Origin of the sequence: Streptomyces sp. Act143, assembly GCF_003143935.1 — a bacterium.
GTDB lineage: Bacteria > Actinomycetota > Actinomycetes > Streptomycetales > Streptomycetaceae > Streptomyces.
In genome coordinates, this window is record NZ_QFRX01000001.1 from 4,088,756 (window position 1) to 4,112,647 (window position 23,892).

At 71.8% G+C, this 23,892-nt stretch carries 16 protein-coding genes; 10 read left to right on the forward strand and 6 right to left on the reverse strand.

The features are described 5' to 3' along the window. Positions 1 to 34 precede the first annotated feature (34 nt). The 3 genes from DI272_RS18125 to DI272_RS18135 form a co-directional block, all read right to left on the reverse strand. Positions 35 to 1,549, reverse strand: a complete 1,515-nt coding sequence (locus tag DI272_RS18125) for a DUF5719 family protein (protein ID WP_109496366.1) — start codon at positions 1,547 to 1,549, stop codon at positions 35 to 37. Next, on the reverse strand, positions 1,546 to 5,184 hold the full coding sequence (locus DI272_RS18130; protein WP_109496367.1) for a glycosyltransferase: 3,639 nt from the start codon (positions 5,182 to 5,184) through the stop codon (positions 1,546 to 1,548). The genes DI272_RS18125 and DI272_RS18130 overlap by 4 nt, the downstream gene beginning before the upstream one ends. Before the next feature lie 193 nt (positions 5,185 to 5,377). Then, positions 5,378 to 5,641: a WhiB family transcriptional regulator gene (locus DI272_RS18135; RefSeq protein WP_010986447.1), complete on the reverse strand. Its 264-nt coding sequence runs from the start codon at positions 5,639 to 5,641 to the stop codon at positions 5,378 to 5,380. Positions 5,642 to 6,245: 604 nt separating this feature from the next. Between DI272_RS18135 and DI272_RS18145 the strand changes: the two genes are divergently transcribed. The 4 genes from DI272_RS18145 to DI272_RS18160 all read left to right on the forward strand — a co-directional run bounded on the left by DI272_RS18145 (position 6,246) and on the right by DI272_RS18160 (position 10,175). Beyond that, positions 6,246 to 6,740: a cysteine dioxygenase family protein gene (locus DI272_RS18145; protein WP_109496368.1), complete on the forward strand. Its 495-nt coding sequence runs from the start codon at positions 6,246 to 6,248 to the stop codon at positions 6,738 to 6,740. 34 nt (positions 6,741 to 6,774) lie between these two features. After that, on the forward strand, positions 6,775 to 7,734 hold the full coding sequence (gene cofD / locus DI272_RS18150) for a 2-phospho-L-lactate transferase (RefSeq protein WP_109496369.1): 960 nt from the start codon (positions 6,775 to 6,777) through the stop codon (positions 7,732 to 7,734). Then, entirely contained in the window at positions 7,731 to 9,098 is a 1,368-nt protein-coding gene (locus tag DI272_RS18155) for a coenzyme F420-0:L-glutamate ligase (RefSeq protein WP_258314599.1), read from the forward strand. The genes cofD and DI272_RS18155 overlap by 4 nt, the downstream gene beginning before the upstream one ends. A gap of 69 nt (positions 9,099 to 9,167) precedes the next feature. Further along, positions 9,168 to 10,175 (forward strand): DNA-3-methyladenine glycosylase, encoded by a 1,008-nt coding sequence (locus DI272_RS18160; protein ID WP_109496370.1) that lies wholly within the window; start codon positions 9,168 to 9,170, stop codon positions 10,173 to 10,175. Positions 10,176 to 10,610: 435 nt separating this feature from the next. Here DI272_RS18160 and DI272_RS18165 read toward each other — a convergent pair whose 3' ends face one another. Beyond that, entirely contained in the window at positions 10,611 to 11,693 is a 1,083-nt protein-coding gene (locus tag DI272_RS18165) for an NDP-sugar synthase (protein ID WP_109496371.1), read from the reverse strand. Between the two features lie 150 nt (positions 11,694 to 11,843). After that, positions 11,844 to 13,199 carry a peptidoglycan recognition protein gene (locus tag DI272_RS18170; protein WP_109500900.1) on the reverse strand — a complete coding sequence of 452 codons (1,356 nt, stop codon included), beginning with the start codon at positions 13,197 to 13,199 and terminating at the stop codon, positions 11,844 to 11,846. A 140-nt stretch (positions 13,200 to 13,339) separates the two neighbouring features. Here DI272_RS18170 and DI272_RS18175 point away from each other — a divergent pair, with 140 nt between their 5' ends. From DI272_RS18175 to DI272_RS18195, 5 genes are all read left to right on the forward strand, one after another. Then, positions 13,340 to 14,095, forward strand: a complete 756-nt coding sequence (locus DI272_RS18175) for a TIGR03089 family protein (RefSeq protein WP_109496372.1) — start codon at positions 13,340 to 13,342, stop codon at positions 14,093 to 14,095. Between the two features lie 220 nt (positions 14,096 to 14,315). Next, complete coding sequence (locus tag DI272_RS18180; RefSeq protein WP_109496373.1) at positions 14,316 to 15,617, forward strand: LCP family protein; 1,302 nt, start codon at positions 14,316 to 14,318, stop codon at positions 15,615 to 15,617. Positions 15,618 to 15,848: 231 nt separating this feature from the next. Beyond that, a complete protein-coding gene (locus DI272_RS18185; RefSeq protein WP_109496374.1) occupies positions 15,849 to 17,600 on the forward strand; it encodes an LCP family protein in 1,752 nt (583 codons plus the stop codon). Between the two features lie 124 nt (positions 17,601 to 17,724). After that, positions 17,725 to 19,326: an LCP family protein gene (locus DI272_RS18190; RefSeq protein ID WP_109496375.1), complete on the forward strand. Its 1,602-nt coding sequence runs from the start codon at positions 17,725 to 17,727 to the stop codon at positions 19,324 to 19,326. Between the two features lie 247 nt (positions 19,327 to 19,573). Further along, positions 19,574 to 21,127, forward strand: a complete 1,554-nt coding sequence (locus tag DI272_RS18195; protein ID WP_109500901.1) for an LCP family protein — start codon at positions 19,574 to 19,576, stop codon at positions 21,125 to 21,127. Positions 21,128 to 21,159: 32 nt separating this feature from the next. On the opposite strand, the gene DI272_RS18200 is transcribed toward DI272_RS18195, so the two are convergent. Continuing rightward, positions 21,160 to 22,188 (reverse strand): glycosyltransferase family 2 protein, encoded by a 1,029-nt coding sequence (locus tag DI272_RS18200; RefSeq protein ID WP_109496376.1) that lies wholly within the window; start codon positions 22,186 to 22,188, stop codon positions 21,160 to 21,162. Between the two features lie 141 nt (positions 22,189 to 22,329). Here DI272_RS18200 and DI272_RS18205 point away from each other — a divergent pair, with 141 nt between their 5' ends. Continuing rightward, positions 22,330 to 23,778 carry an LCP family protein gene (locus DI272_RS18205; protein WP_109496377.1) on the forward strand — a complete coding sequence of 483 codons (1,449 nt, stop codon included), beginning with the start codon at positions 22,330 to 22,332 and terminating at the stop codon, positions 23,776 to 23,778. Positions 23,779 to 23,892 lie beyond the last annotated feature (114 nt).

Genomic DNA, 23,892 nt, shown 5'->3' on the forward strand with positions numbered 1-23,892 from the left:
TTCGGGCCGGGGGCCGACGGGCGCCCCCTGCGGGCTACTTCTGCAAGACCGACAGGTCCTCGTCCGCCTCCGGCACCGCGACCATGCCCCGGTCGTCCGGCAGCGTCTGCACCGTGAAGCCGGGGATGCCGTCCTCCGTGGCCGCCAGGGTCCGGGACGCGTAGACCGGGCCGCCCGACACCGGCTCCACCGTCAGCGCGTACGTGCCCTTCAGGCCGCTCGGCACGGGGAGTTCCACGTCCTGGGTGGTGCCACCCTTGATCGTGTACGTCTTCGAGGCCGCCGTACCGCCGTCGCTGCCCGCCGACGCGGTCACCTTGACCTGCGCGGTGGTGCTGGGCGCCACCAGGGAGAGCGTGGTGCCCTTGGCGCTGTTGTCGGCGGCCGTCGCGCGCGTGCCGACCGCGCGGGTGGCCGGGATGAACGCCGTCTCCTGCTTGTCGCCCTTGCCCCGGGTGACCCGCAGCGCGGCCACCACCGGCGCGGACTCGCCGGTCGGCGTCAGGACCAGCGAACCGGCCTCACCGCGCGTGACCTCGCCCAGGTCGATCGCGGTCGTCATGCCGGCCTTCACGTGCAGCGTCTCGCTGCCCGCCGGGGTGATCGACCCGGACGGCGAGGCGAGGCGCACCTTCAGGTCGGCATCCGCGTCGCCCGGCGCGAAGGCGACCAGGCGCACGGCGGTGGCGTCCTTGGGGATGCCCGGCAGGACGAGGCTGCCCGCCGGGTCCGCGGACGCGGCCAGCCAGTCGCCGCCGATCTTGTCGTCCAGGGCCTGCACGGCGGCGCCGACGCGCCCGCTGCGGACGCTGACGTGCACGGTGAGGTCGGTCTGCTTGTCGGCGGTGAGCGTGGACAGCAGGATCGGCTCGCTGGACTTCGGCGGGACCGTGATGTCCTCGCCGGCCGTGGTCGCCACGGCGCCGTCCTTGCCGTACAGCTCGATGTCGACGACGGCCGCCGAGTCGTCGGGGTTAATCAGGTGCACGTAGTCGGTGCGGTCGGCGGCGGTGCTGGCGCCGGGGAACCAGAACTCGGTGTCGGCGGCCGAGCAGTTGACGCCCTGGAGGCCGCGTCCGGTGCCCGCGGCGACCTCGGTGGTCTCCTGCACGGTCCAGCCGGGCGCGAACCGGCCCTCGGCGGTGCCGATGAGCGCGGGCGAGTCGCCGCCGGAGGTGTCCTCGGTGTCGGGCGTGCCGGGCTCCTTGGCGGTGAGGACCGGCTTGGCGGCCTTCTTCCCGTCCGCCTTCTTGTCGCTGTCGTCCGCCTTCTTGTCGCCGGCGTCCGACTCCTGGGCCGCGGAGACGAGTTGGGCCTTGCCGTCGCTGCCCGTGCCCTTGGTGACGGGCGTGAAGGACGTGTAGGACGTGTCGGCGATGTCGGACAGGCTGGGGCTCGGGCAGAGCAGGCTGGTGCGCTCCACGGGCAGCTCGGCGGCCGCCTTGGCGGTGTCCGTGCCGGACCCGTCGGGCGCGCTGAGCGAGGCGAAGCCGGTGATGGCGGCGAGAGCGGTCGCGCAGGCGATCAGGGACAGGGTCGTGCGGTTCACTGCTGGCTCCCGTCGGGGTGCTCGCCGCCGTGCGGATGCGGCTGCGCCGGGTCGTACGTCGCGTCGTAACCCTGCTCGTACGGCCGGCCGTACTGGTCGTACGACGGTTGCTGCGCCTGGCCCCCGTACGCGTACGGGTCGTACTGGCCGCCCTGGTACGGGTCCGCGTAGCCCTGCTGGTCGTAGCCGCCCGCCGGGTACTGCTGGGCGGCCTGGTACTGGTCGGCGGGGTAGGTGTCGTAGCCGGCGCCCGCGTAATTCGCCTGGTCCCAGTCGCCGTAGGACTGCTGCTGCGGGACCGGTACCGGGGTCTCCTCCGCGGGAGGAGGCCCGGGCTCGTCGCCCTGGGCGGCCTCCTCGGCCTCCGCCTGGGCGCGCAGGCGGCGGGCGCGGCGGCCCTCGCCCTCCGTCGCCTGGGCGGGGATGGCCCGCTCCTCCTCGGGGAGGTCGTCGTCGATGTCGCGGCGGCGGCCGGGCAGGGCGAGCACCACGAGGACGAGGGCGAGGGCGCCCTGCGCCCACAGCCAGGCGGTGTGGGTGATCGGGTCGTCGTAGACGACGTCCAGCTTGCCGCCGGAGGCGGGCAGGGCGAAGCCCTGGGCCCAGCCGTCGACCGTGGTCGCGGTGAGCGGCTTGCCGTCCAGGGTGGCCGTCCAGCCCTCGGCGGCGGTGTCGGCGAGCCGCAGGGTGCGGCCGTCGGCACCGGACGGGATCGTGGTGTGGATCTCGACAGGTCCGGCGGCGACGAGGGTCGGGGTGCCGGAGCCGCTGACGATGGTGGCGCGCGCGACGTCCTGGTCGACCCGCCACAGGGCGCTGCCGTTCTGCTCGCTCAGCCGGGACAGGCCCGGGGTGGCGTCCAGGACGCGGGTCACCTCGCGCGAGGCGCCCTTGTGGACGAGGACGTAGCGCACGGCGAACTTGCCGAGCTGGTCGGCCTGGTCGGCACCGGAGCCGGCGACGAGGTTGGCGACGACCTTGTCGAGCGCGGCGTTCTCGCCGTTCGCGGTCGCGAGTTCGGCGTCGCCGAGGCGGGCGCCCGAGCCGCGCACCAGCATGTAGCCGACGTGGGCGGCGGAGTCGCTGTCGAGGACGAGGGTGCGGGCCCGGTCGCGGTTGTTGCCGTCCTCGGCGACGAACGCGGGCACCTGCACCGGGTCGCGGCGCTCCAGGGGGCCGTCGGCGCCGCGGATCATCCAGCCCGCGGCGACGAGCAGCGGGCCCGCGGCGGCGGCGAAGGCGATCAGCGCGGCGACCGGCTGGCGCCAGCCGAAGCTCTGCTCGGCCACCCGCGAGCGTGCCCCGTCGGCGCCGAGGACGGCGGCGGCCAGCAGGGCGAGGCCGTAGACGAGGGTGGCGGGGCCCGCCCAGGCCGAGTTGTTGGACAGGACGGCGAAGACGAGGCCCACGAGGGCGACCGCCCAGGCCGTCCAGATCCCGGCCTGGCGCTCCGAGCGCAGCAGGGCGGCCAGCGCGGCCAGGACGACGCCGATGAGCATCAGCCCGCTGACCGTGCCGGGGCCGCCGGGGCTGGCGCCGAGCAGGTCGGTGGCGGAGGCGGCCGAGGCGCCGTAGGCGAGACCGGCCTCGTCGAAGAAGCCGAACGGCAGGAGGGTCAGCGACCAGGGCGCGAGGATCAGCAGCGGGGTGCCGAGCTGGGCCAGGAAGCGCAGGCCGTAGGCGGTGAGGTCGGCGCGGCGGACGGCCAGGACGCCGAGGCCGAGCAGCAGCGCGATCGGCCAGACGATCGGCGTGAACGCGGTGGTGATCGTCAGGAGCAGGGCGTACGCCCAGGTGGCGCGCCAGCTGCCGCGGGCGTCGGAGGCGTTCGCGAGGCCGCCGGCGGCGATGCCCGCGCGCGCGATGAGCGGCAGCAGGATCGCGAGGACGGCGGTGCCGATGCGGCCGCCGGCGAGGGCGCCGGTGGCGGCGGGCAGGAAGGCGTAGGCGACGGCCGCCCACGCGCGCAGGAGCCGCGACTCGACCAGGGGCCGGGAGGCGAAGTAGGCCGTGAATCCGGCCAGCGGCACCGAGCAGACCAGCAGGACGGTGACCGCGAGCCCGGTCGAGCCGAACAGCACGGAGGCGAGCATCGCCACGATCGCCAGGTACGGCGGCGCGGAGGACGCGCCACCGGCGCCCACGGCGTGCCAGGCGTCCAGGTAGCGGGACCACAGTTCGCCGGAGTCGGCGGGGGCGGGCAGCAGGGCGCCGCCCGTGAGCGCGCCGCCGCCGAGGAGTTCGCGGCAGGCGACGAGCGAGACGAGCAGCAGCACCAGGAAGAGCACCGGCCCGGGCTTGCGGGCGATGCGCTTCACGCGCGCGAACTGCTCGATCTCCAGGAAGTCGGCGTCGTCGCCGCCGGGCCCGGACTCGACCGCGCCGCCATGGCGTCCGGCGCCCGAGGTCTGCTCGGGGTCGGAGCGGCCGACGAGGCTGCCCGCGGCCTGTTCGACGGTGGCCCGTACGGTCGCGCCGGGCGGCGGGAACAGCGGCCGCATCTCGTCCTTGTCGACGGCCGGCGTGCCGCGTCTGCGCCGTCCGGCGATGATCCGCTCGGGCCGCAGCAGGGTGCTCAGCAGACCGCGGATCTCGTCGAGGGCCTGTCCGGGGACCTTGCCGACGAGGTAGGCGACCGTCCTCAGGACGGTGCCGACGACGAGCCGGATCAGCACCCAGGGCAGCACGGCCGTACGGCTGTTGACGAGCAGGGTGTAGGCGGCGCCCGCCTTGTCGACCTTGTGCGGGGAGGCCGCGGTGCGGCCGACGCAGTCGACGGCGCGGCGCTCGCGCGAGGCCGCCTCCGCGTGCCGTACGACCGCCTCGGGGGCGATGAGGACGCGGTGACCGGCGGTGTGGGCGCGCCAGCACAGGTCGACGTCGTCGCGCATCAGGGGCAGGCGCCGGTCGAAGCCGCCGAGCTCCTCGAAGACGTCGCGCCGGACGAGCATGCCGGCGGTGGAGACGGACAGCACGGGCCGGACGTGGTCGTGCTGGCCCTGGTCCTGTTCGCGGCGGTCGAGGCCGGTCCAGCGGCGGCCGGAGTGGGCGATGGTGACGCCGACCTCCAGCAGCTGCCGCTTGTCGTACCAGCCGCGGAGCTTGGGGCCGACGACGGCCACGTCGTCGCGGCCGAGCTCCAGCTCCTGGTCGACGACGCGCAGCAGCTGGGCCAGGGCGTCGGGTTCGGGGGCGCAGTCGTCGTGCAGCAGCCACAGCCACTGCACCGGTTCGCCGTGCGGGAGCTCGGGCAGGTCGTAGGCGTCGTCGCGCCACGTGCGCGTGACCGGGTCCCAGCCGCTGGGGCGCTTCAGGTACGGCAGCTCGTCCGGGGTGAGGACGGGCGCGGTGCGGTTGGCCTCCTCGACGGCCTGGCCGAAGCCGGTGCGGCGGGCGAGGTGCAGCACCCGGTCGGGACCGAGGGCGTCGGTGACCAGCTGCGCGGAGGTGTCGGCGCTGCCGGTGTCGGCGGCCATCGCGAACTGGACGGGGCGCTCCTGGCCGAGCAGCCCGGCGAGCGCGTCGGGCAGCCAGCGGGCGCCGTCATGCGAGACGAGGACCGCGGTCACCACATGACGCGGGAACTCAGGAGTGGCAGCAGCGTCGTGGGCTGCCGTGTGGCTGTGCACGGACATCGAGGTACGGGCCCCGGTTCGGTGGACTGCGGTGGACGCCTGTGCCCCGAGGGGGCAGCGGGGCGTCTCGGACGAGCGACCACACTATCGGCTGGGCAATGAAGCGGCCCGCCGCCTGTGGACAACCCACCTGCGACGGGCCGTAAGTCCCGTATGTACGTGCGGATGCGGACGCTTCACGGACCCGGTCGGGTCAGATCGCGGCCTTCTTCAGGCGCCGCCGTTCCCGTTCGGACAGGCCGCCCCAGATGCCGAAGCGCTCGTCGTTGGCGAGGGCGTACTCAAGGCATTCGGAACGGACTTCGCAAGCCAGGCAGACCTTCTTGGCCTCACGGGTGGAGCCACCCTTCTCGGGGAAGAAGGACTCGGGGTCGGTCTGGGCGCACAGCGCGCGCTCCTGCCAGCCGAGTTCCTCGTCCGCGTCGTCGACCAGCAGTTGCTGCACCAGCTCGGTCATGTGCGCCCCTCGTCTGTCTTTCGCGTCCCCGTGATGTAGCCGTTACCGATGTCGGCTGAACGACACGAGTGAAATTACAAGTGTGCTGCTCCGGGCGAGTCAAGCCGAGATCTGCTATTGGGCCCCTTATTCACTCTGCGGAACCAAGGCCTAGCGGAAAGTGTTCAAATCGCCATAAACCTTGACAAGCAGACGGGGTCCGCGGGGCCTCCGCCCCGTGCAGGACCTGTACGGAGAAGGACGCCCGGGAGCTCGTTCCCGTTCCGTGCGCGCCGGTTGTGCGCCATGTGTCCCGGTAGACGCCTGAACAAACCTTTCACCTACGAGATGAACCGGATGAGGTGAAACCTGTCCCACATGCCGGTGTCGAGTTGACAGTGCGGGTGTGAACCGCTGTCCTTGTGGGCATGCTCGCGAACTTGGCACTCACCACGACCCGCACCGCCGGGTCCCACGGTGCTGCCCGCGCTCGCTGTAGCTGTTGCTGTTCCAGCTGTTGAGCCCGGCGATCCGCACCCGCCGCTCCAGCTGAAGGCCGAATCCCCCAGGGGCTCGGCCTTTTCCGTTCCCTCTGACCTTCTCTCACTGAGGAACCACCGCACCCATGAACAGCGACAGTGACCTCCAGATCGCCGGCGACATCCTCGAAGTCCCGCACCTCCTCCAGCCCCCGCGCGTGTACCCCGTAACCGTCGCGGAATTCGTCGGCCTGGCCCGTTCCCTCGCCGCCGACCGCTCCCAGTGGGAGCACCTCGTCCGGTACGACGCCACGACCCGCTGGTACCACCGGCTGCGCACCGGGCCCGGTTACGAGGTGTGGCTGCTGTCCTGGGTGCCCGGTCAGGGCAGCGGGCTGCACGACCACGGCCGCTCCTCCGGCGTGCTGACCGTTCTGGACGGCGAGCTGACCGAGCGCACCGAGCGCGGCACGCGCGCGTTGCGGGCCGGCGCGCAGCGGGTGTTCGCACCCGGCTATGTGCACGAGGTCGTCAACGACGCGCTGGAGCCGGCGGTCAGCCTGCACGTCTACTACCCGGGCCTCACCGAGATGCCGATGCACACCGCACAGGCCTGCGAAGCGCGTCCGGTGACTGCCTGACGCGTTGTCGTACCCGCCTGCGAGACTTGGGCCCATGCGAATCGTGGTTCTGGCAGGCGGCATCGGCGGTGCCCGTTTCCTGCGCGGTCTGAAGAGGGCCGTGCCGGACGCGGACATCACGGTCATCGGCAACACCGGCGACGACATCCACCTCTTCGGGCTGAAGGTCTGCCCGGACCTCGACACGGTGATGTACACGCTCGGCGGCGGCATCAACGAGGAACAGGGCTGGGGCCGGGCCGACGAGACCTTCCACCTCAAGGAGGAGCTCGGGGCGTACGGCGTCGGACCCGAGTGGTTCGGGCTCGGCGACCGGGACTTCGCCACGCACATCGTGCGCACCCAGATGATCGGCGCCGGATACCCGCTGAGCGCGGTCACCGAGGCGCTGTGCGACCGGTGGAAGCCGGGCGTGAAGCTGATCCCGATGTCCGACGACCGCGTGGAGACCCATGTGGCGGTCGAGGTGGACGGCGAACGCAAGGCGGTCCACTTCCAGGAGTACTGGGTACGGCTGCGGGCCTCGGTCCCGGCGGAGGCGATCGTGCCGGTGGGCGCCGAGCAGGCGAAGCCCGCGCCGGGCGTGCTGGAGGCGATCGCCGAGGCGGACGTGATCCTCTTCCCGCCGTCCAACCCGGTCGTCTCGGTCGGCACGATCCTGACCGTCCCCGGTATCCGCGAGGCGATCGCCGAGGCCGGGGTGCCGGTCGTCGGCCTCTCCCCCATCGTCGGGGACGCGCCCGTGCGCGGCATGGCCGACAAGGTGCTCGCGGCGGTGGGCGTGGAGTCGACGGCCGCGGCGGTGGCCGAGCACTACGGCTCGGGGCTGCTGGACGGCTGGCTCGTCGACACCGTCGACGCGGCCTCCGTGGAGCGCGTCGAGACGGCCGGCATCCGCTGCCGGGCCGTGCCGCTGATGATGACGGACCTCGACGCGAGCGCGCAGATGGCCCGCGAGGCGCTGGCGCTGGCGGAAGAGGTGCGGGGGGCATGAGCGCGGACGTGCACGGGGACGCGGGCTCGGACACGGGCGGGGATGCGGGCGCGGGCCGCGGTGCGGACGGCTTCCGCGCGTGGGCCGTGCCGGGCCTGCCCGAGATCGCGCCCGGCGACGACCTCGCCAAGCTGATCGCCGCCGCCGAACCCGGCCTCGCCGACGGTGACGTGCTGCTCGTCACCTCGAAGATCGTCTCCAAGGCGGAGGGCCGGATCGTCGAGGCGGCCGACCGGGAGGCGGCGATCGACGCCGAGACGGTGCGGGTGGTGGCGAGACGCGGTGCGCTGCGCATCGTCGAGAACCGGCAGGGGCTGGTCATGGCGGCTGCCGGGGTCGACGCCTCCAACACCGCCGCCGGGACCGTCCTGCTGCTGCCCGAGGACCCGGACGCCTCCGCGCGCGTGCTCCGGGAAGGCCTGCGGGAGCTGCTCGGGGTCAACGTCGGTGTCGTCGTCACCGACACCTTCGGGCGACCGTGGCGCTCGGGACTCACGGATGTGGCGATCGGCGCCGCCGGGGTGCGGGTGCTCGACGATCTGCGCGGGGGCACGGACGCGTACGGCAATCCGCTCAGCGCCACCGTCGTCGCCACGGCGGACGAACTGGCCGCGGCCGGCGATCTGGTGAAGGGCAAGGCCGCCGGGCTGCCCGTCGCCGTGGTGCGCGGGCTGGCGCAGGTCGTGTCCGACGCGGGCGAGCACGGGGAGGGGGCGGGCGCCATGGTGCGGGGCGCGCGCGACGACATGTTCCGGCTGGGCACGTCCGAGGCGGTACGGCAGGCGGTGACCCAGCGGCGTACGGTGCGGGCGTTCACGGACGAGCCGGTCGACGCGGGTGCCGTGCGGCGGGCGGTCGCCGCGGCGGTCACCGCGCCGGCGCCGCACCACACGACGCCGTGGCGGTTCGTGCTGCTGGAGTCGGCGGAGTCACGGACCCGGCTGCTGGACGCGATGCGGGACGCCTGGATCGCGGACCTGCGGCGGGACGGCAAGACCGAGGAGTCGATCGCCAAGCGGGTGCGGCGCGGGGACGTGCTGCGCAACGCGCCCTACCTGGTGGTGCCGTGTCTGGTCATGGACGGCTCGCACACCTACGGCGATCCGCGGCGCGACGGGGCCGAGCGGGAGATGTTCGTCGTCGCCACCGGGGCCGGGGTGCAGAACTTCCTCGTCGCGCTGGCCGGGGAGCGGCTGGGGTCGGCGTGGGTGTCGTCGACGATGTTCTGCCGGGACGTGGTGCGGGACGTGCTGGGGCTGCCGGCGGACTGGGACCCGATGGGGGCGGTCGCGGTCGGGCACCCGGCGGAGGAGCCGAAGGCGCGGGCGGAGCGGGACGCGGGGATGTTCATCGAGGTGCGGTGACGGACGCTCGCGTCGCTCTACCCTCGTAGGGCCGGTAGGACCTCACTCATCTCACCCGGGACATCATTCGTGGCTGGACGGTTCGCTCCGCGGCCCACTCGTACGACGGTGCGCGGTGGGCATGTCGCCGTGCCCGGGGGCGTGCCGCGGCCCGCGGCGGCGCCGGGGCGGGTGCGGACGTTCGTGCCGGAGTGGCCGTTGGATCTGGGGCTGGTGCTCGGGCCGCTGCGGCGCGGGCCCGCCGATCCGACGTTCCGGGCGATGCCGGACGGGTCGGTGTGGCGGGCCAGTCTGACGCCGGCCGGGCCGGGGACGCTGCGGGTCGCCGCGGGGCGGGACGGGGAGGTCCGCGGAGAGGCGTGGGGGCCGGGGGCGCAGTGGCTGCTCGACCGGCTGCCCGAGCTGCTCGGGGCCGCCGACGACCCGTCCGCGTTCGTGCCCCGGCACAAGTTGCTGGCGGTGACCCGGCATCGGCGGCCGGGGTTGCGGCTGACGCGGACCGGGCTGGTGCTGGAGTCCTTGATCCCGTCGATCCTGGAGCAGAAGGTCACGACCGACGAGGCGTACCGGGCGTGGCGGCTGCTGGTACGGAAGTTCGGCGAGCCGGCGCCGGGGCCCGCGGCCGGAGGGCGGTTGTGGGTGATGCCGGCACCTCGGACATGGGCGTTGATCCCGTCGTGGGAGTGGCATCGGGCCGGGGTCGACAACAAGCGGGCGTCGACGATCCTGCGTGCCGTGCGGGTTGCCGCGCGGCTGGAGCAGGCGGTGGGGATGCCGGCGCAGGAGGCGCAGGCCCGGTTGGAGGTGGTGCCGGGCGTGGGGCCGTGGACGTCCGCGGAAGTGGTGCAGCGCAGTCATGGGGCGGCGGATGCGGTGACCGTGGGGGATCTGCATCTGCCGGGGATCGTGGGGTGGGCGCTCGCGGGGGACCGGGACGCGGATGACGCGCTGATGTTGTCGCTGCTGGAGCCGTATGCGGGGCAGCGGCATCGGGCGGCGCGGTTGATCCTGCTGAGTGGGCGGACGCCGGCGCGGCGGGCGCCTCGGATGCCGCGGGGGGATATCGGGCGGTTGTGACGGGGGGCGGGTGAGTGCGGGTGAGTAATGCGGGTGGGTGGGGGTTCAAGCCCGGCTGGTCACGCCCGATTGGTTCACGCCCGGCTGGTCACGCCCGATTGGTTCACGCCCGGCTGGTCACGCCCGGTTGGTTCTCGCCCCCGCCGCCCCTACCCGTCCCCGTCCCCAGGGGCTGCCGCCCCTTCGACCCCGCCGCACCCAGGGGGCTCCGCCCCCTGGCCCCCCGTCGGCCCTGAACGGGCCTTGTCCTCAAACGCCGGACAGGCTGAGTGATGCGGGCCAGGGTTGGGAGGGCAAGGCCCCCTGTCGGGTGGGCGGGGGATGCCGAGACGCATCCGCCCGCGCTGCGAGTCCGAGCCCCCTGCCTGCGCGTCCAGGAGCCCCCGCAGACGGTGCGGGGCCGTGAAGACGCCCCCTGAACGTCCGGGCGGTCGGCTACTGGTCCGGTGAGAAGCGCACCGCCCCCGCCGGGATGCGGGCGTCGCACCACACCCTGGCGCCGTCGCGGAGTTCGTTGTCCGCGCCCACCACCGCGCCGTCTCCGATCACCGTGCCGGTCAGGACCGAGCGCTCGCCGATCCTGGCGCGCGTGCCGATCAGGGAGTCCGTGATGACCGCGCCGGGCTCGATCACCGCGCCGGGCAGGATGGTGCTGCCGAAGACCCGGGCGCCCTCGGCCACGAAGGCGCCCTCGCCCACCACCGTGCCGCCGGTGAGTTTCGCGTCGGGGGCCACGGTCGCCGTGGGCAGGATCAGGCGGTCGCCGCAGCGGCCGGGAACCGCGGGGGACGGGGCACGGCCGAGGACGAGGTCGGCCGAGCCGCGTACGAACGCCGCCGGGGTGCCCAGGTCCAGCCAGTACGTCGAGTCGACCATGCCCTGGAGGTGGGCGCCGGCCGCGAGGAGGTCGGGGAAGGTCTCGCGTTCGACCGACACCGGTCTTCCTGCCGGGATCGTGTCGATGAGGGAGCGGCGGAAGACGTACGCGCCCGCGTTGATCTGGTCGGTGACGATCTCTTCGGGGGTCTGGGGTTTCTCCAGGAAGGCCAGGACCTTGCCGGTCTCGTCCGTGGGGACCAGGCCGTAGGCGCGCGGGTCCGTCACCTTCGTCAGGTGGAGGGAGACGTCCGCGTTCGTCGATGCGTGCGTGGCCACCAGTGCCCTGATGTCCAGGCCCGTCAGGATGTCGCCGTTGAAGATCAGGACCGGGTCGTCGGGGCCCGAGTGGAGGCGGGACGCCACGTTGCGGATCGCTCCGCCCGTGCCGAGCGGCTCCTCCTCCGTGACGTACTCGATGTGGAGGCCGAGTGCCGAGCCGTCGCCGAAGTACGGCTCGAAGACCTCGGCCAGATACGACGTCGCCAGGACGATGTGGTCGACGCCCGCCGCTCTCGCGCGCGCCAGCTGATGCGTGAGGAAGGGGACCCCGGCCGCGCGGACCATGGGCTTCGGCGTGTACACCGTCAGCGGGCGCAGCCTCGTGCCCTTGCCCCCGACCAGGAGGATCGCTTCTGTCACCTGTCGTCTCTGCTTCCTGCCGGTGACCGACCGAACTGCCTTTCGGCCGGTCAGTGTATGCAGACCGTTGTGCGGCGCTTTCGACAGCATCGACGGAATCGACGGCGGTGTGGTTCTCCGTCCCCCTTCTCTTCTCTCTCCCTTCCTCTCCTACCTTCCCTGGTAGCGCGCCGCGGTCGAGCGGGCCGAGCCCAGTTTGCGGTAGAGCTGGCGGCCGGGGCAGGCCGTGGAGAAGCCGTCCCGGTGGCCGGAGATCACGTTCAGTCGTACGTTCCTGCCTTTGCGGTAGAGATTCCCCCCGCCCGACTTCAGGTATGTCTTGCCGCTCGGATCGGCGCCGTAGAGACCGAGCTTCCAGGCCGTCAGGCGGGCTACGGCCTTCACCGCGGCGGACGTCGGACGGGCGGAGCCGAAGGTGCCGAGGACGGCGACCCCCATGCTGTTGGTGTTGAAGCCGAGGGTGTGGGCGCCCAGGACCGGCTTCGCCACTCCCCCGGCGCGGCCTTCGTAGATCCGGCCGCACTTGTCGACGAGGAAGTTGTAGCCGATGTCACGCCAGCCCATGCTCTTGACGTGGTAGCGGTAGATACCGCGAATGACGGAGGGGGCCTGGGAGCAGCGGTAGCCGTTGCCGGTGGCCGTGTGGTGCACGAAGGCGGCCTTCACCTTCTTCGTGTAGACGAACTTCTTCTCGCGCAGCTTCTCGTTCGCCCCCCAGCCGCGCCGCGTCACGATGCGCGGGCGCGGGCCGATCTTCGGCTTCGCCCGCTGCCGTTCCGTCAGTTCGCCCGCCCGCAGGGCGAACAGCTCCCGCTCGGTCTGCGCGCGGTCGAGGGCGGGGATCTCGGTGGCGCCGAGCGCGACGAGGTCGGCGTTGGCGGCGGAGGCGGCGACGGTCTCGGGGGCCTCGGCGCCCGCTCCTCCGCCGGCCCGCGGACCGCCCACGCGGGCGCCCTGCGGGACGGCGGCCTCGCCGGGATCGACGAGCTCCAGGCGCAGGCCCGTCGGCAGTGCGCTCGGCGCCGCGCCGACCTCCCGGGTCTCGGCGCCGGCCCGTACCCGCACCTCCACGCCGTCCGAGTCCCCCACCCACAGCGGTGCGGTCGCCCCGCGCACCCGGCCCGGGGCGCGCTCGGGGGTGCCGGGGTCGGCGCCGTCGTCGCCGTAGTGCGTCTCGACGTCCTGCCAGGGGGACCACGTACCCGAGGCGAGGGTACGCGCGCGTACCTGGACGCGGCCGTGCAGGGCCGTGTCCGGGTCGTCCCAGACGACGCCGACCATAGAGAAGCGGTGCACGTCACGCCGGGGCAGGCCCTGTACGGCGGCGGAGCCCAGGGAGCGGTCGGCGCCGAGGGGAGTGAGCGGCAGCGACTGCGTACTGCCGGGGACGGCCGCCTCCGCGCTCGGCGCCGGGCGCGCGACGGTCGCGGCGGCGGGCGGGGTCAGCGGAAGGGCGAGGGCGACCGCGCACGTGACACCGATCGAGGAAGCAAGAAATCCACGCATGCGAACGATGTTGGACATAGTCATACATATCTGTCCATCCGGGAACTGACGGGGCGTCGGCTGGCGTTCCCCCGAACCGGTGAGCCGGCAGCGGGCCGGTCCCTCGCCGCCCCGCGGTGCCCCCGCGTACGCTTGCCCGGGTGAACGCCACCGATCGCACCCCTGCCGACCTGCTGCGTTCCGCGCTCGCCGCGGATGCCGGACGCCCCCTGGTGACCTTCTACGACGACGCCACGGGCGAACGCGTCGAACTGTCCGTCGCCACCTTCGCCAATTGGGTGGCCAAGACCGCCAACCTGCTTCAGGGCGAGCTCTCCGCGGAGCCCGGCGACCGGGTCGCGCTGCTGCTGCCCGCGCACTGGCAGACGGCGGTGTGGCTGCTGGCGTGCTCGTCGGTGGGCGTGGTCGCCGATGTCGCCGGGGACCCCAAGGCGGCCGACATCGTGGTGAGCGGCCCGGACACGCTGGACGCGGCGCGTGCCTGCTCCGGCTCCCGGATCGCGCTCGCCCTGCGCCCGCTGGGCGGACGCTTCCCGCAGACCCCGGAGGGCTTCGCCGACTACGCCGTCGAGGTGCCGGGGCAGGGCGACCGCTTCGCCCCGTTCGCGCCGGTCGACCCGGACGAGCCCGCGCTCGTGGTGGCCGGGCGGGAGTTCAGCGGGGCGGAGGTCGTGGAGCGGGCGGCGGCGCAGGCCTCCGGGCTGGGGCTTGCGGGGCCCGGGTCGCGGTTGCTGTCCGGGTTGCCGTACGACACCTGGGAGGGGCTGTGCGCGGGGTTGTACTCGCCGCTGGCCACCGGGGGGTCCGTGGTGCTGTGCCGGAACCTGGAGCGGCTGGGCGAGGAAGGGCTGGCGAAGCGGGTCGAGAGTGAGCGGGTGACGGCCACGGCGCGCTGAGGGGGGGTTGCCAGGGTTCGCCGTCCGGCGGGTGCGGGCGCGTCGGGGCTGGTCGCGCGGTTCCCCGCGCCCCTTGACGGCGCCATCCACTCCGCCCTCGAGAAGGACCCGTCAGTCCCCCGTCCGGCCCAACCCGACACGCCCCCTCCCCCCATCCGCGCCATGGTCGTAAGAGCGACCCGCACCACACGCTCGTACGCCATGAGGGGTGGACCCAACCGTGACCGACACCGCAGGCACGCCCTCCAAAGGCATCCTCGGTCCGGGAGCGGGGTCGTCCGCGACGGGGCGGGGGCTGATACGGCGGCGTCGGCGGTGGTGGCTGCGGGGCGGGGCGATCGGGGTGGGAGTCGTCCTCGTGGCGGCCGTGGGGGCCGGCTGGGCGATCTACGCGAAGCTCGACGGGAACATCACGCCCGACGACGCCGCCGCCGCGGAGCTCGCCCGGTACGAGAAGGAGCGGCCCACCGCGCTCGTCGAGGACGCGCAGAACATCCTGCTGATCGGCTCGGACTCGCGCTCCGGGGACGGCAACGCGCGCTACGGGCGGGACTCGGGGACCGAGCGGTCGGACACGACGATCCTGCTGCATCTCTCCGCCGGGCGGCGCAGCGCGACGGCCGTCTCGCTCCCCCGTGACCTGATGGTGGACGTGCCGGCCTGTCTCCAGCCGGACGGCAGCCGCACCGAGCCGATGTTCGCGATGTTCAACTACGCCTTCCAGAAGGGCGGTTCGGCCTGCACCATCCGGACCGTCGAGAAGCTGACCGGCATCCGCGTCGACCACCACATGGTCGTCGACTTCCACGGCTTCAAGGACATGGTCGACGCGGTGGACGGCGTACAGATCTGTCTGACCGAACCCATCCGCGACAAGGCCGCCAAGCTGCGGCTCCCGGCGGGCAGGGTGACGCTGAACGGCGAGCAGGCCCTCGGGTACGTCCGGGCCAGAAAGTCACTCGGCAACGGCAGCGACACCGACCGGATGGACCGGCAGCAGCGGTTTCTCGGGGCGCTCGTCAACAAGGTGCAGAGCAATGACATCCTGCTCAATCCGGTGAAGCTCTACCCGGTGCTGGACGCGGCCACCTCGTCGCTCACCACCGATCCGGATCTGGCGAGCTTGCGCGGTTTGTACGAACTCGTGCGCGGGCTCCGCGACATCCCCACCGAACGTGTGCAATTCCTGACCGTGCCACGGGAGTCGTACGTCCACAACGCCAACCGCGACCAGCTCGTGGAAGCCGAGGCGGAGAAGCTGTTCGCCCGGCTGCGCACGGACGCGCCGGTGGCGGTCGCCGAGGAAGTTCCACAGGATTCCCCGACAAAAAACCCCAATTCGAGCGACGGCTCGCAAGAAGAAGCGGGTGACTACGAGGAGTCGTCCGACTACGACTACGACGAGTACGGGGACTACTACGACGGAAAGTCCGGTACCAGGCGGCCCGACGGGCCCGCCGCCGCCGTTTCGCCCGCGCCCACGTTCCGCGGGAACACCGCCGCCGAGGACACTTGCGAGTAAAGCAATTCCCAAGGCGACGCACATCTGTTCAAGGAAATGGGCGGATTGCCCAGTTGTAGGGACGTGGAATTTGTCACCGTCGCCGCTTGCAGATGAACTGGCCGGATAGTGTGAGCGATCCGGTGCACCAGGCCGCGAGGTCCTTCCTGGGGTCGTGCACTGTATGACCGAGACCCGAGCGCCTTTGGGGGGTAAGGCGCCGCGTGGCCCCGACGGAGGATTCAGACAACCGTGGACGCGCAAGGCCGTGGGCGGGCGGACAACATCGACCCCGCAGACCAGTGGGTACTCAATCCGAACACTGGTGAATACGAACTGCGACTGACTCCTTCCGCACCGCAATCAGCGGTCCCGGGGCCCCGCAGCAGATCCGCCTCTCGACCGGCGGGATCTTCCGGAACACCGCGCGGCAGGACAGCCGCGCCGGGCCGTACGTCGCCCGCGGACGCCCCCGGCCGTGACGCTCCCGGCCGTGACGTGCCGGGACCGCGACGGCGCCGTGGTGCGCCCGAGGAGCCGCCGCCCGGGCGGCGCGGCCGCCGGCCGGTCAAGAAGAAGGCCCGCGGCAAGAAAATACTGCTGTGGACCGGCGGCGTGATGGCGTTCGTGCTGGTCGGCACGGCCGGTGCCGCCTATCTGTACCTGAAGCACCTCGAGGGCAACGTCACCACCGAGGACGTCGGCAATGTGGCCGACGACGGCTTCAGCAAGGACGAGGCCTTCAACATCCTGATCATCGGCACCGACAAGCGGACCGGGTCGGGCAACGAGGGCTACGGCGACAAGGGCAGTGTCGGACACGCCGACACCAACATCCTGCTGCACGTCTCCAAGGACCGGACGAACGCGACCGCGATGAGCATTCCGCGGGACCTGATCGTCGACGTGCCGGACTGCGACGGGGAGAACGGGGTCATCCCGGGCACCCAGAACGTCCGCTTCAACACCAGCCTCGGCCAGAGCGGCCGCAACCCCGGCTGCACCATGAAGACCGTCGAGGAGCTCACCGGCATCGACGTGAACCACTTCGCGATGGCCGACTTCAACGCGGTGAAGACGCTGACGACCGCGGTCGGCGGCGTCGAGGTCTGCCTCGCCAAGGACGTCGACGACCCCGACTCGCACCTCAAGCTGTCCGCCGGCAAGCACACCATCGAGGGCGAGACCGCTCTCGCCTTCGTCCGCACCCGGCACAGCTTCGGCAACCAGGGCGACCTGGACCGCATCAAGGTCCAGCAGCAGTTCATGAGTTCGCTGATGCGCAAGATGACCTCCGGCGACACCCTGACCAGCCCCACCAAGCTGATCAAGCTGGCCAACGCGGCCACCAAGGCGCTCACCGTCGACACGGGCATCGGCAAGGCCAGCACGCTCAAGGACGTGGCCCTGGAGCTGAAGAAGGTGCCGATGAAGAACATCACCTTCACCACGGTCCCGGTGGTCGACAACCCGGCCGAGAAGATCAAGGCGACCGTCGTGCCCGACGATTCACGGGCCCCGCAGGTCTTCCAGATGATCAAGAGCGACACCTCCTTCACCGAGGTCAAGGCCCAGGAGAAGAAGGAGAAGGCCGCCGTCGCCGCCCGGCTGAAGGGCACCAAGTCGGACGCCTCCGAGGTCCGGGTGCGCATCCTCAACGGCGGTGCCGCGGCCGGCAGCGCGCAGGAGGAACTCACCTACCTCCAGACCGAGGCGGGCGTGACCAAGTCGGAGAACGCGGGCAACGCCGGTGCGTCGCAGGCGAAGACGACCCTGGAGTACGCCCCGGACCAGGCCGATCAGGCCCGCCGGCTCGCCTCGATCCTGGGGCTGACCGGCTCGATGATGAAGCCGGGCAAGAGCGTCACCAACTCCCAGGGGCTGCCGACGATGACGCTGACGCTGGGCGAGGACTTCAAGGGGCCCGGGGTGAAGATGAACTCCTCGGCGGCGCCGACGAACGTCGACAAGACCACGGCGAACGAGGTGAAGTGCGCCAGCTGAGCGCCGAACCCGCGGGCAACGGTGCCCGTTGAACAGTTGAAGTGTGACCAGACAGGCCTGTCGAACGTCTAACAGGGCGTACGGCGGGCCTGTTCGGTGCGTTGAGGGTGGGGAGGACGGGGAGATGAGCCACAGCAGTGTCCGGGAGGAAGAGAAACAGCCGGGGGTCGCGGAGGGGGCGACCGAAGGGGACGGCGGGGGCGGCAGACACGGCCGACGCCGGGCGAGACCACGCCGCAAACACCGCGTGCTCCGGTGGTCGGCGACCACTCTCGCGGTGCTGATACTCGGCACGGCCGGCGCCGGTTATCTGTACTACCAGCACCTGAGCGACAACATCGGCAAGGGCGAGCGCAGCAGCGGCGACTCCAAGGCGAAGAAGACCGCGCCGAACGCGGCCGGGCAGACACCGCTGAACGTCCTGCTGATCGGCTCCGACAGCCGTGACTCCGACGAGAACGTGAAGCTCGGCGGCAGCAAGGACAACCGGGGCAACCCGCCGCTGGGCGACGTGCAGATGCTGATCCACCTGTCCGCGGACCGCAAGAGCGCCGCCGTGGTGAGCATCCCGCGCGACACCCGCGTCGACATCCCCAAGTGCACGGACCCCAAGACGGGCCACGTGTACCCGGCGACCAACGGCATCATCAACACGACGCTGGCGCGCGGCGGGGCGGGGTGCACGCTGGCGACGTGGCAGAACCTCACCGGCGTCTACATCGACCACTGGATGACGATCGACTTCGCGGGCGTGGTGCGCATGGCGGACGCCGTCGGCGGGGTCGAGGTCTGTGTGAACCAGAACGTGTGGGACCACCCGACGGCGACCCAGAAGGGCGGCTCCGGCCTGCGGCTCACCAAGGGGCGGCACGAGGTCAAGGGCAAGAAGGCGCTCCAGTGGCTGCGCACCCGGCACGCGTGGGGCAGCGACCAGATGCGCGCGCGGGCCCAGCACATGTACCTGAACTCGATGATCCGCACGCTGAAGAGCCAGAACGTCTTCACCGACGGCGGGCGTCTGATGGACCTGGCCGAGGCGGCCACGAAGTCCCTGACGGTCTCCGAGGAGATCGGCACCCCGAAGAAGCTGTACAACCTGGGCCAGCAGCTGAAGTCGGTGCCGACGGACCGGCTCACCATGGCGACGATGCCGAACATCCAGGACACGCAGGACAGGAACCACCTGCTCCCGGAGCCCGCGGGCGCCGCGAAGATGTGGCAGATGCTCCGCGACGACGTGCCCTTCGACGACAAGGGCGCGGACAGCAAGAAGAAGACCAAGGAGAAGGTCTCCGACGACCCGGCCGCCGCCGACGACCAGATCGCGGTCGCCGTGCAGAACGCCACCCGGTCCTCGACCCTCGGCCCGGCCGACGGACGGGCCCGTACGGTCACCGACGTGCTCCTGGGCAAGGGCTTCGCCCGGGCCACCGCGGACACCACGCCGGGGCTCTCCGAGGAGGCGACCGTCGTGCGCTACCCGAGCGCGGACCTGGAGGGTGACGCCCAGCGCATCGCCAAGTCCCTGGGGATTCCGCTGAGTTCGGTGAAGAAGTCGACGGACGTCTCGGGGATCACGCTCGTCGTGGGCGCCGACTGGCGCGAGGGCACGACGTACCCGAAGCAGTCCGACCCGAAGGCCGGGGACGTGCCGGAGAACTCCGACGAGATCAACGCGGCCGACGACAGCAAGTGCATGGACGTGTACCCGCCGTACCAGTGGTAGGAGTCCGCTGCGGGGGACGACCGAGGGAAACCCCTCCCCCACAGCGAACTCCTAACTGGCTGAAGAATGATGAGCCGCGCTCGCGTACGCTTCCGACCAGGCGGACCGGGCGCACAGTCGACCAGCTGCCCGCCGGGCAAGGGGAGGCCCGGCGGGGCGGCACGAGGTCCGCCTTCTGGCGCAGGGTGGGGAGGGCAAGGAGTTGGCGCAAAGCGTGCGCGGAGAGGTGCCCGCGGTGGAGGACACGATGTCCCTCACACCGCAGGCACCGACGCCGCCCGCCGGAGACGGCGGAAGGCGGCGCGGGAAGGGCGACGGCAAGCGTGGGCGGCGTGTCCTGCGCTGGTCGGCGATCGTGCTGTCGGTGGTGGTCCTGGGCACCGCGGGTGCCGGCTACCTCTACTACCAGCACCTCAACGGCAACATCAAGAACGATGCCCTGAACATCGGCGACGAGAAGGACCGGGCCGCCGAGTCCAAGGCGAACGCGGCCGGACAGAAGCCGCTGAACATCCTGCTGATCGGGTCGGACGCCCGGGACAGCGAGGAGAACCAGAAGCTGGGCGGCGCCAAGGAGACCTTCAACGGCACCCCGCTCGCGGACGTGCAGATGCTGGTCCATGTCTCGGCCGACCGCAGCAACATGTCGGTGGTGAGCATGCCGCGCGACACCCTGCTCCAGATACCGAAGTGCACCGACCCCGACGACGACACGGTGTACCCGGCGACCACCGGCCGCACGATGACGAACCAGTCGCTCGGCCGCGGCGGCCCCGGCTGCACGGTGGCGACCTGGGAGAAGCTGACCGACATCCACATCGACCACTTCATGATGATCGACTTCTCGGGTGTGGTGTCGATGGCGGACGCCATCGGCGGCGTCCCGGTCTGCGTGGACGCCAACATCTACTCCCACACCTCCAGCGGCCACGGCTCGGGCCTGAAGCTGGAGGAGGGCACGACGTCGATCAAGGGCAAGCAGGCCCTGCAGTGGCTGCGCACGCGCTACGGCTTCGAGGACGGCAGCGACCTCGCCCGGGCCCGCGCCCAGCACATGTACATGAACTCGATGGTCCGCCAGCTCCGCGAGAACGCGACCCTGAGCAACCCGGGCAAGCTCCGCAGCCTCGCGGAGGCCGCCACCAACGCGCTCACCGTCGACGACGGCCTCGACACCGTCAAGAAGCTCTACGACCTCGCGGGCGAGCTGAAGCAGGTCCCCACCAAGCGCATCACCATGACGACCATGCCGAACCGGTACGTCGGCGCGCGCGTGGAGCCCACCGAGGACGCGGACACCCTGTTCCGGCTGGTGCGCGAGGACATCGCCCTCGACGGCAAGGACAAGAAGAAGACCGTCGAGGAGACGACCACCTCCGACGAGGCCGCCGCGGACGACGAGATCGGCATCACCGTCGAGAACGGCACCCGCACCGACACCCTCGCCCCGGTCACCGGCCGGGCGAATACGGTGGCCGGCCTCCTGGTCGGCAAGGGCTTCACGAAGGCCGCGGCGGACCGGACGACGGCGACGGCCGCGGAGAAGACCCTGATCCGCTACCCGAGCGTCGACCTCAAGGGCGACGCCCTGCGGGTGGCCAAGGTCCTCGGCGTCCCGACGAGTGCGGTGAAGAAGTCCACGGACGTCTCCGGGGTGACGCTCGTCGTCGGCGCGGACTGGCGGTCCGGTACGACGTACAAGGCGCCCGAGGAGTCGGACCGGACGCCGTCCACCGCGGACGCGATCAACGGCGCCGACGACACCAAGTGCATGCACGTCGACCCGGACTTCACCTGGTAGTCCGGGTCGGTGCCGGGCGGGGCCCGCGGTGCTCAGTGCGAGCTGAGCACCGCCGGCCGCCGCGACGCGATGACCTTCCGCGCCAGTGACTTCGGGCTGGTCAGGAAGCCGTACCCCCACGACATGTGCATCGTGGCGAGCGCGACGGGGATCTGGACCCGGGCCTTCAGGGACAGCCCCTTGCCCGCCGGGAGCGAGCCGAGCAGGATCGCCGCGAGATAGCCGCCGGGGATCACGAACCCGAGCGGGGTCAGCGCCGCGCCGACCACGAGCCCGGCCGCGATCGCGCACACGGCGACCGGCGGGGCGAGGTAGCGCAGGTTGATGGAGCCGGAGTGGTAGCGGGCGACCACGTGCCGCCAGCGGCCGTAGTCCTTGTACTGCTTGGCCAGCGCCTTCACCGACGGCCTCGGGCGGTACGACACCTTCAGCTCGGGCGAGAACCAGATCAGGCCGCCGGCCTCCCTGATCCGGAAGTTCAGCTCCCAGTCCTGGGCGCGGATGAACTCCTCGTTGTAGCCGCCCTGCTGCTCCAGCGCCTCGCGCCGGAAGACACCGAGGTAGACGGTCTCGGCGGGGCCCGCCTGGCCTCCCGTGTGGAAGACCGCGTTGCCGACACCGATCTTGGAGGTCATCGCGGCGGCCACCGCGTCCTCCCAGGCGTTCTCGCCCTCGGCGTGCATGATGCCGCCGACGTTCTGCGCGCCGGTCTCCTCCAGGAGCCGTACGGCGGTGGCGATGTAGTTCGGCGAGAGCATGCCGTGGCCGTCGACGCGGACGACGATCGGATGGCGGGAGGCCTTGATCGCGGCATTGAGGGCGGCGGGCGTGCGGCCGGTCGGATTCGGGACGGTGTGCACGCGCGGGTCTTCACGGACGAGCTCGGCGGCGATCTCGTCCGTACGGTCCTGGGACGGACCGAGGGCGATCACGACCTCCATCTCGCCGGCGTACTCCTGCGCGAGGATCGCTTGGACGGCTCCGCGCAGATGCCGCTCCTCGTTGAGGACGGGCATGATCACAGACACGGCGGGGAGCTGCACGTCGGGCTTGGCGTTCATAGGGGGCTCACGTTACCGCGAACGGGGGACACCGGTGCGCGCCGCCGGGTGCGGTGCACCGGGCCGCAGATCGTATGGGCCTACGGTGCTGAAGATCCCATCTAAGGCCCTTTTGGTCCGGTCCCAGCGGAGGTGTCCCCCATGCCCACGCCGCCCCGCCGCTCCCCCGCCGCCCGGCCCCGACCGAGGCCGCAGCCGCCCGCCCGGCGGCGGAAGCCGCGTTGGGCCGCACGGGCGGTGACCACGCTCTCCGTGGTCGTCCTCGCCTCGGCCGGCATCGGGCACGGCGTGCTCGCCGGCCTCGACGCGGACATCGCCCGCGTGGACCCTTTCAAGGACATGAAGAACCGGCCGCGCGCGGGGCACGGCATGAACGTGCTGCTGGTCGGCACCGACGGACGCGACAAGATCACCGAGGCCGAGCGGCAGAAGTACCGGCTGGGCGGCGCGCCCTGCCACTGCACCGACACGATCATGATCGTGCACATCTCGGAGGACCGGGAGCGGGCCAGCGTGGTGAGCCTGCCGCGCGACTCCTACGCGATGACGCCCCCGCACACCGACCAGACCACCGGCGAGAAGCACCACGGCCACCCCATCAAGATCAACGCGGCATACGCGGAAGGCGGCCCCCAGCTCACCGTCCGGACCGTCGAGACGATGACGCACGTGAAGATCGACCACTACCTGGAGGTCGACTTCACCAGCTTCATGAAGACGGTGGACGTGCTCGGCGGGGTGAAGATCTGCACCGCCGAGCCCCTGAAGGACGCGTACACCGGCCTGGACCTGCCCGCCGGCACCCACACCCTGATGGGCGGCGAGGCCCTCCAGTACGTCCGTTCACGGCACATCGACGGCGCGGCGGACCTGGGGCGCATGAAGCGCCAGCAGCGCTTCATGGCGGCGCTCATCGACCGCGCGACGTCCTCCGGCATCCTCCTGAACCCGATGAAGTTCCGGGACGTCACGCGGGCCGTCCTCGGCTCCGTACGGGCCGACAAGGAGTTCGGCACGGACGAGCTGCTGGACCTCGGACGGGCGATGCGGAACTTCTCCCCCTCCTCCTCGGAGTTCACGACGGTCCCGATCGGACAGATGGGGTACGCCGTGAAGGGCGTCGGCTCCACCCTGAAATGGGATGCGAAGAAGGCCGGCCGCCTCTTCCAGGCCCTGCGCGACGACAAGCCGCTCGCCGCGCACAAGCCGAAGAGCAAGGCCGTACGGGTGGCCGTCGCCCCGCAGCAGATCCGCGTCCAGGTCGAGAACGGCACCGCCACCGCAGGACTCGGCCGCCGCGTGGACGCCCAGCTGGCCGCGACCGGCTTCCGCACCACCCACCAGCCGCTCACCTCGGCGAACCGCTCCGTCCAGCGCACGGTCGTCGCCTACGACCCCCGCTGGGACCGCTCCGCGAAGTCCCTCGCGGCAGCCCTGCCGGGCAGCGAGCTGCGGGCCGTGAAGGGGCAGGGGGCGCTGCTGAAGGTGATCGCCGGGGCCGACTTCAAGCAGGTGCGGAAGGTGCGGGCGGAGGATCCCTACCAGGGGGAGTTGGGGGTGGTGACGGGGGACGAGGTGGGGTGCGTCTGACTTCCCTGCCCGTCAGGCCGGAACTTCGGTCAACTTCCGGCCACGGCCGCGAACTTGTGTCTACTTTGGTGCGCATCCCGACCGGTGACGTCCGGTCAGTGCCGCCCGAAGGAG

Excerpts from the sequence above, each read along its gene's own strand:
- DI272_RS18130 (WP_109496367.1), bottom strand. The coding sequence starts at position 5,184 with ATGTCCGTGCACAGCCACACGGCAGCCCACGACGCTGCTGCCACTCCT.
- DI272_RS18135 (WP_010986447.1), bottom strand. The coding sequence starts at position 5,641 with ATGACCGAGCTGGTGCAGCAACTGCTGGTCGACGACGCGGACGAGGAA.
- DI272_RS18145 (WP_109496368.1), top strand. The coding sequence starts at position 6,246 with ATGAACAGCGACAGTGACCTCCAGATCGCCGGCGACATCCTCGAAGTC.
- cofD (WP_109496369.1), top strand. The coding sequence starts at position 6,775 with ATGCGAATCGTGGTTCTGGCAGGCGGCATCGGCGGTGCCCGTTTCCTG.
- DI272_RS18155 (WP_258314599.1), top strand. The coding sequence starts at position 7,731 with ATGAGCGCGGACGTGCACGGGGACGCGGGCTCGGACACGGGCGGGGAT.
- DI272_RS18170 (WP_109500900.1), bottom strand. The coding sequence starts at position 13,199 with ATGCGTGGATTTCTTGCTTCCTCGATCGGTGTCACGTGCGCGGTCGCC.
- DI272_RS18190 (WP_109496375.1), top strand. The coding sequence starts at position 17,725 with ATGAGCCACAGCAGTGTCCGGGAGGAAGAGAAACAGCCGGGGGTCGCG.
- DI272_RS18195 (WP_109500901.1), top strand. The coding sequence starts at position 19,574 with ATGTCCCTCACACCGCAGGCACCGACGCCGCCCGCCGGAGACGGCGGA.
- DI272_RS18200 (WP_109496376.1), bottom strand. The coding sequence starts at position 22,188 with ATGAACGCCAAGCCCGACGTGCAGCTCCCCGCCGTGTCTGTGATCATG.
- DI272_RS18205 (WP_109496377.1), top strand. The coding sequence starts at position 22,330 with ATGCCCACGCCGCCCCGCCGCTCCCCCGCCGCCCGGCCCCGACCGAGG.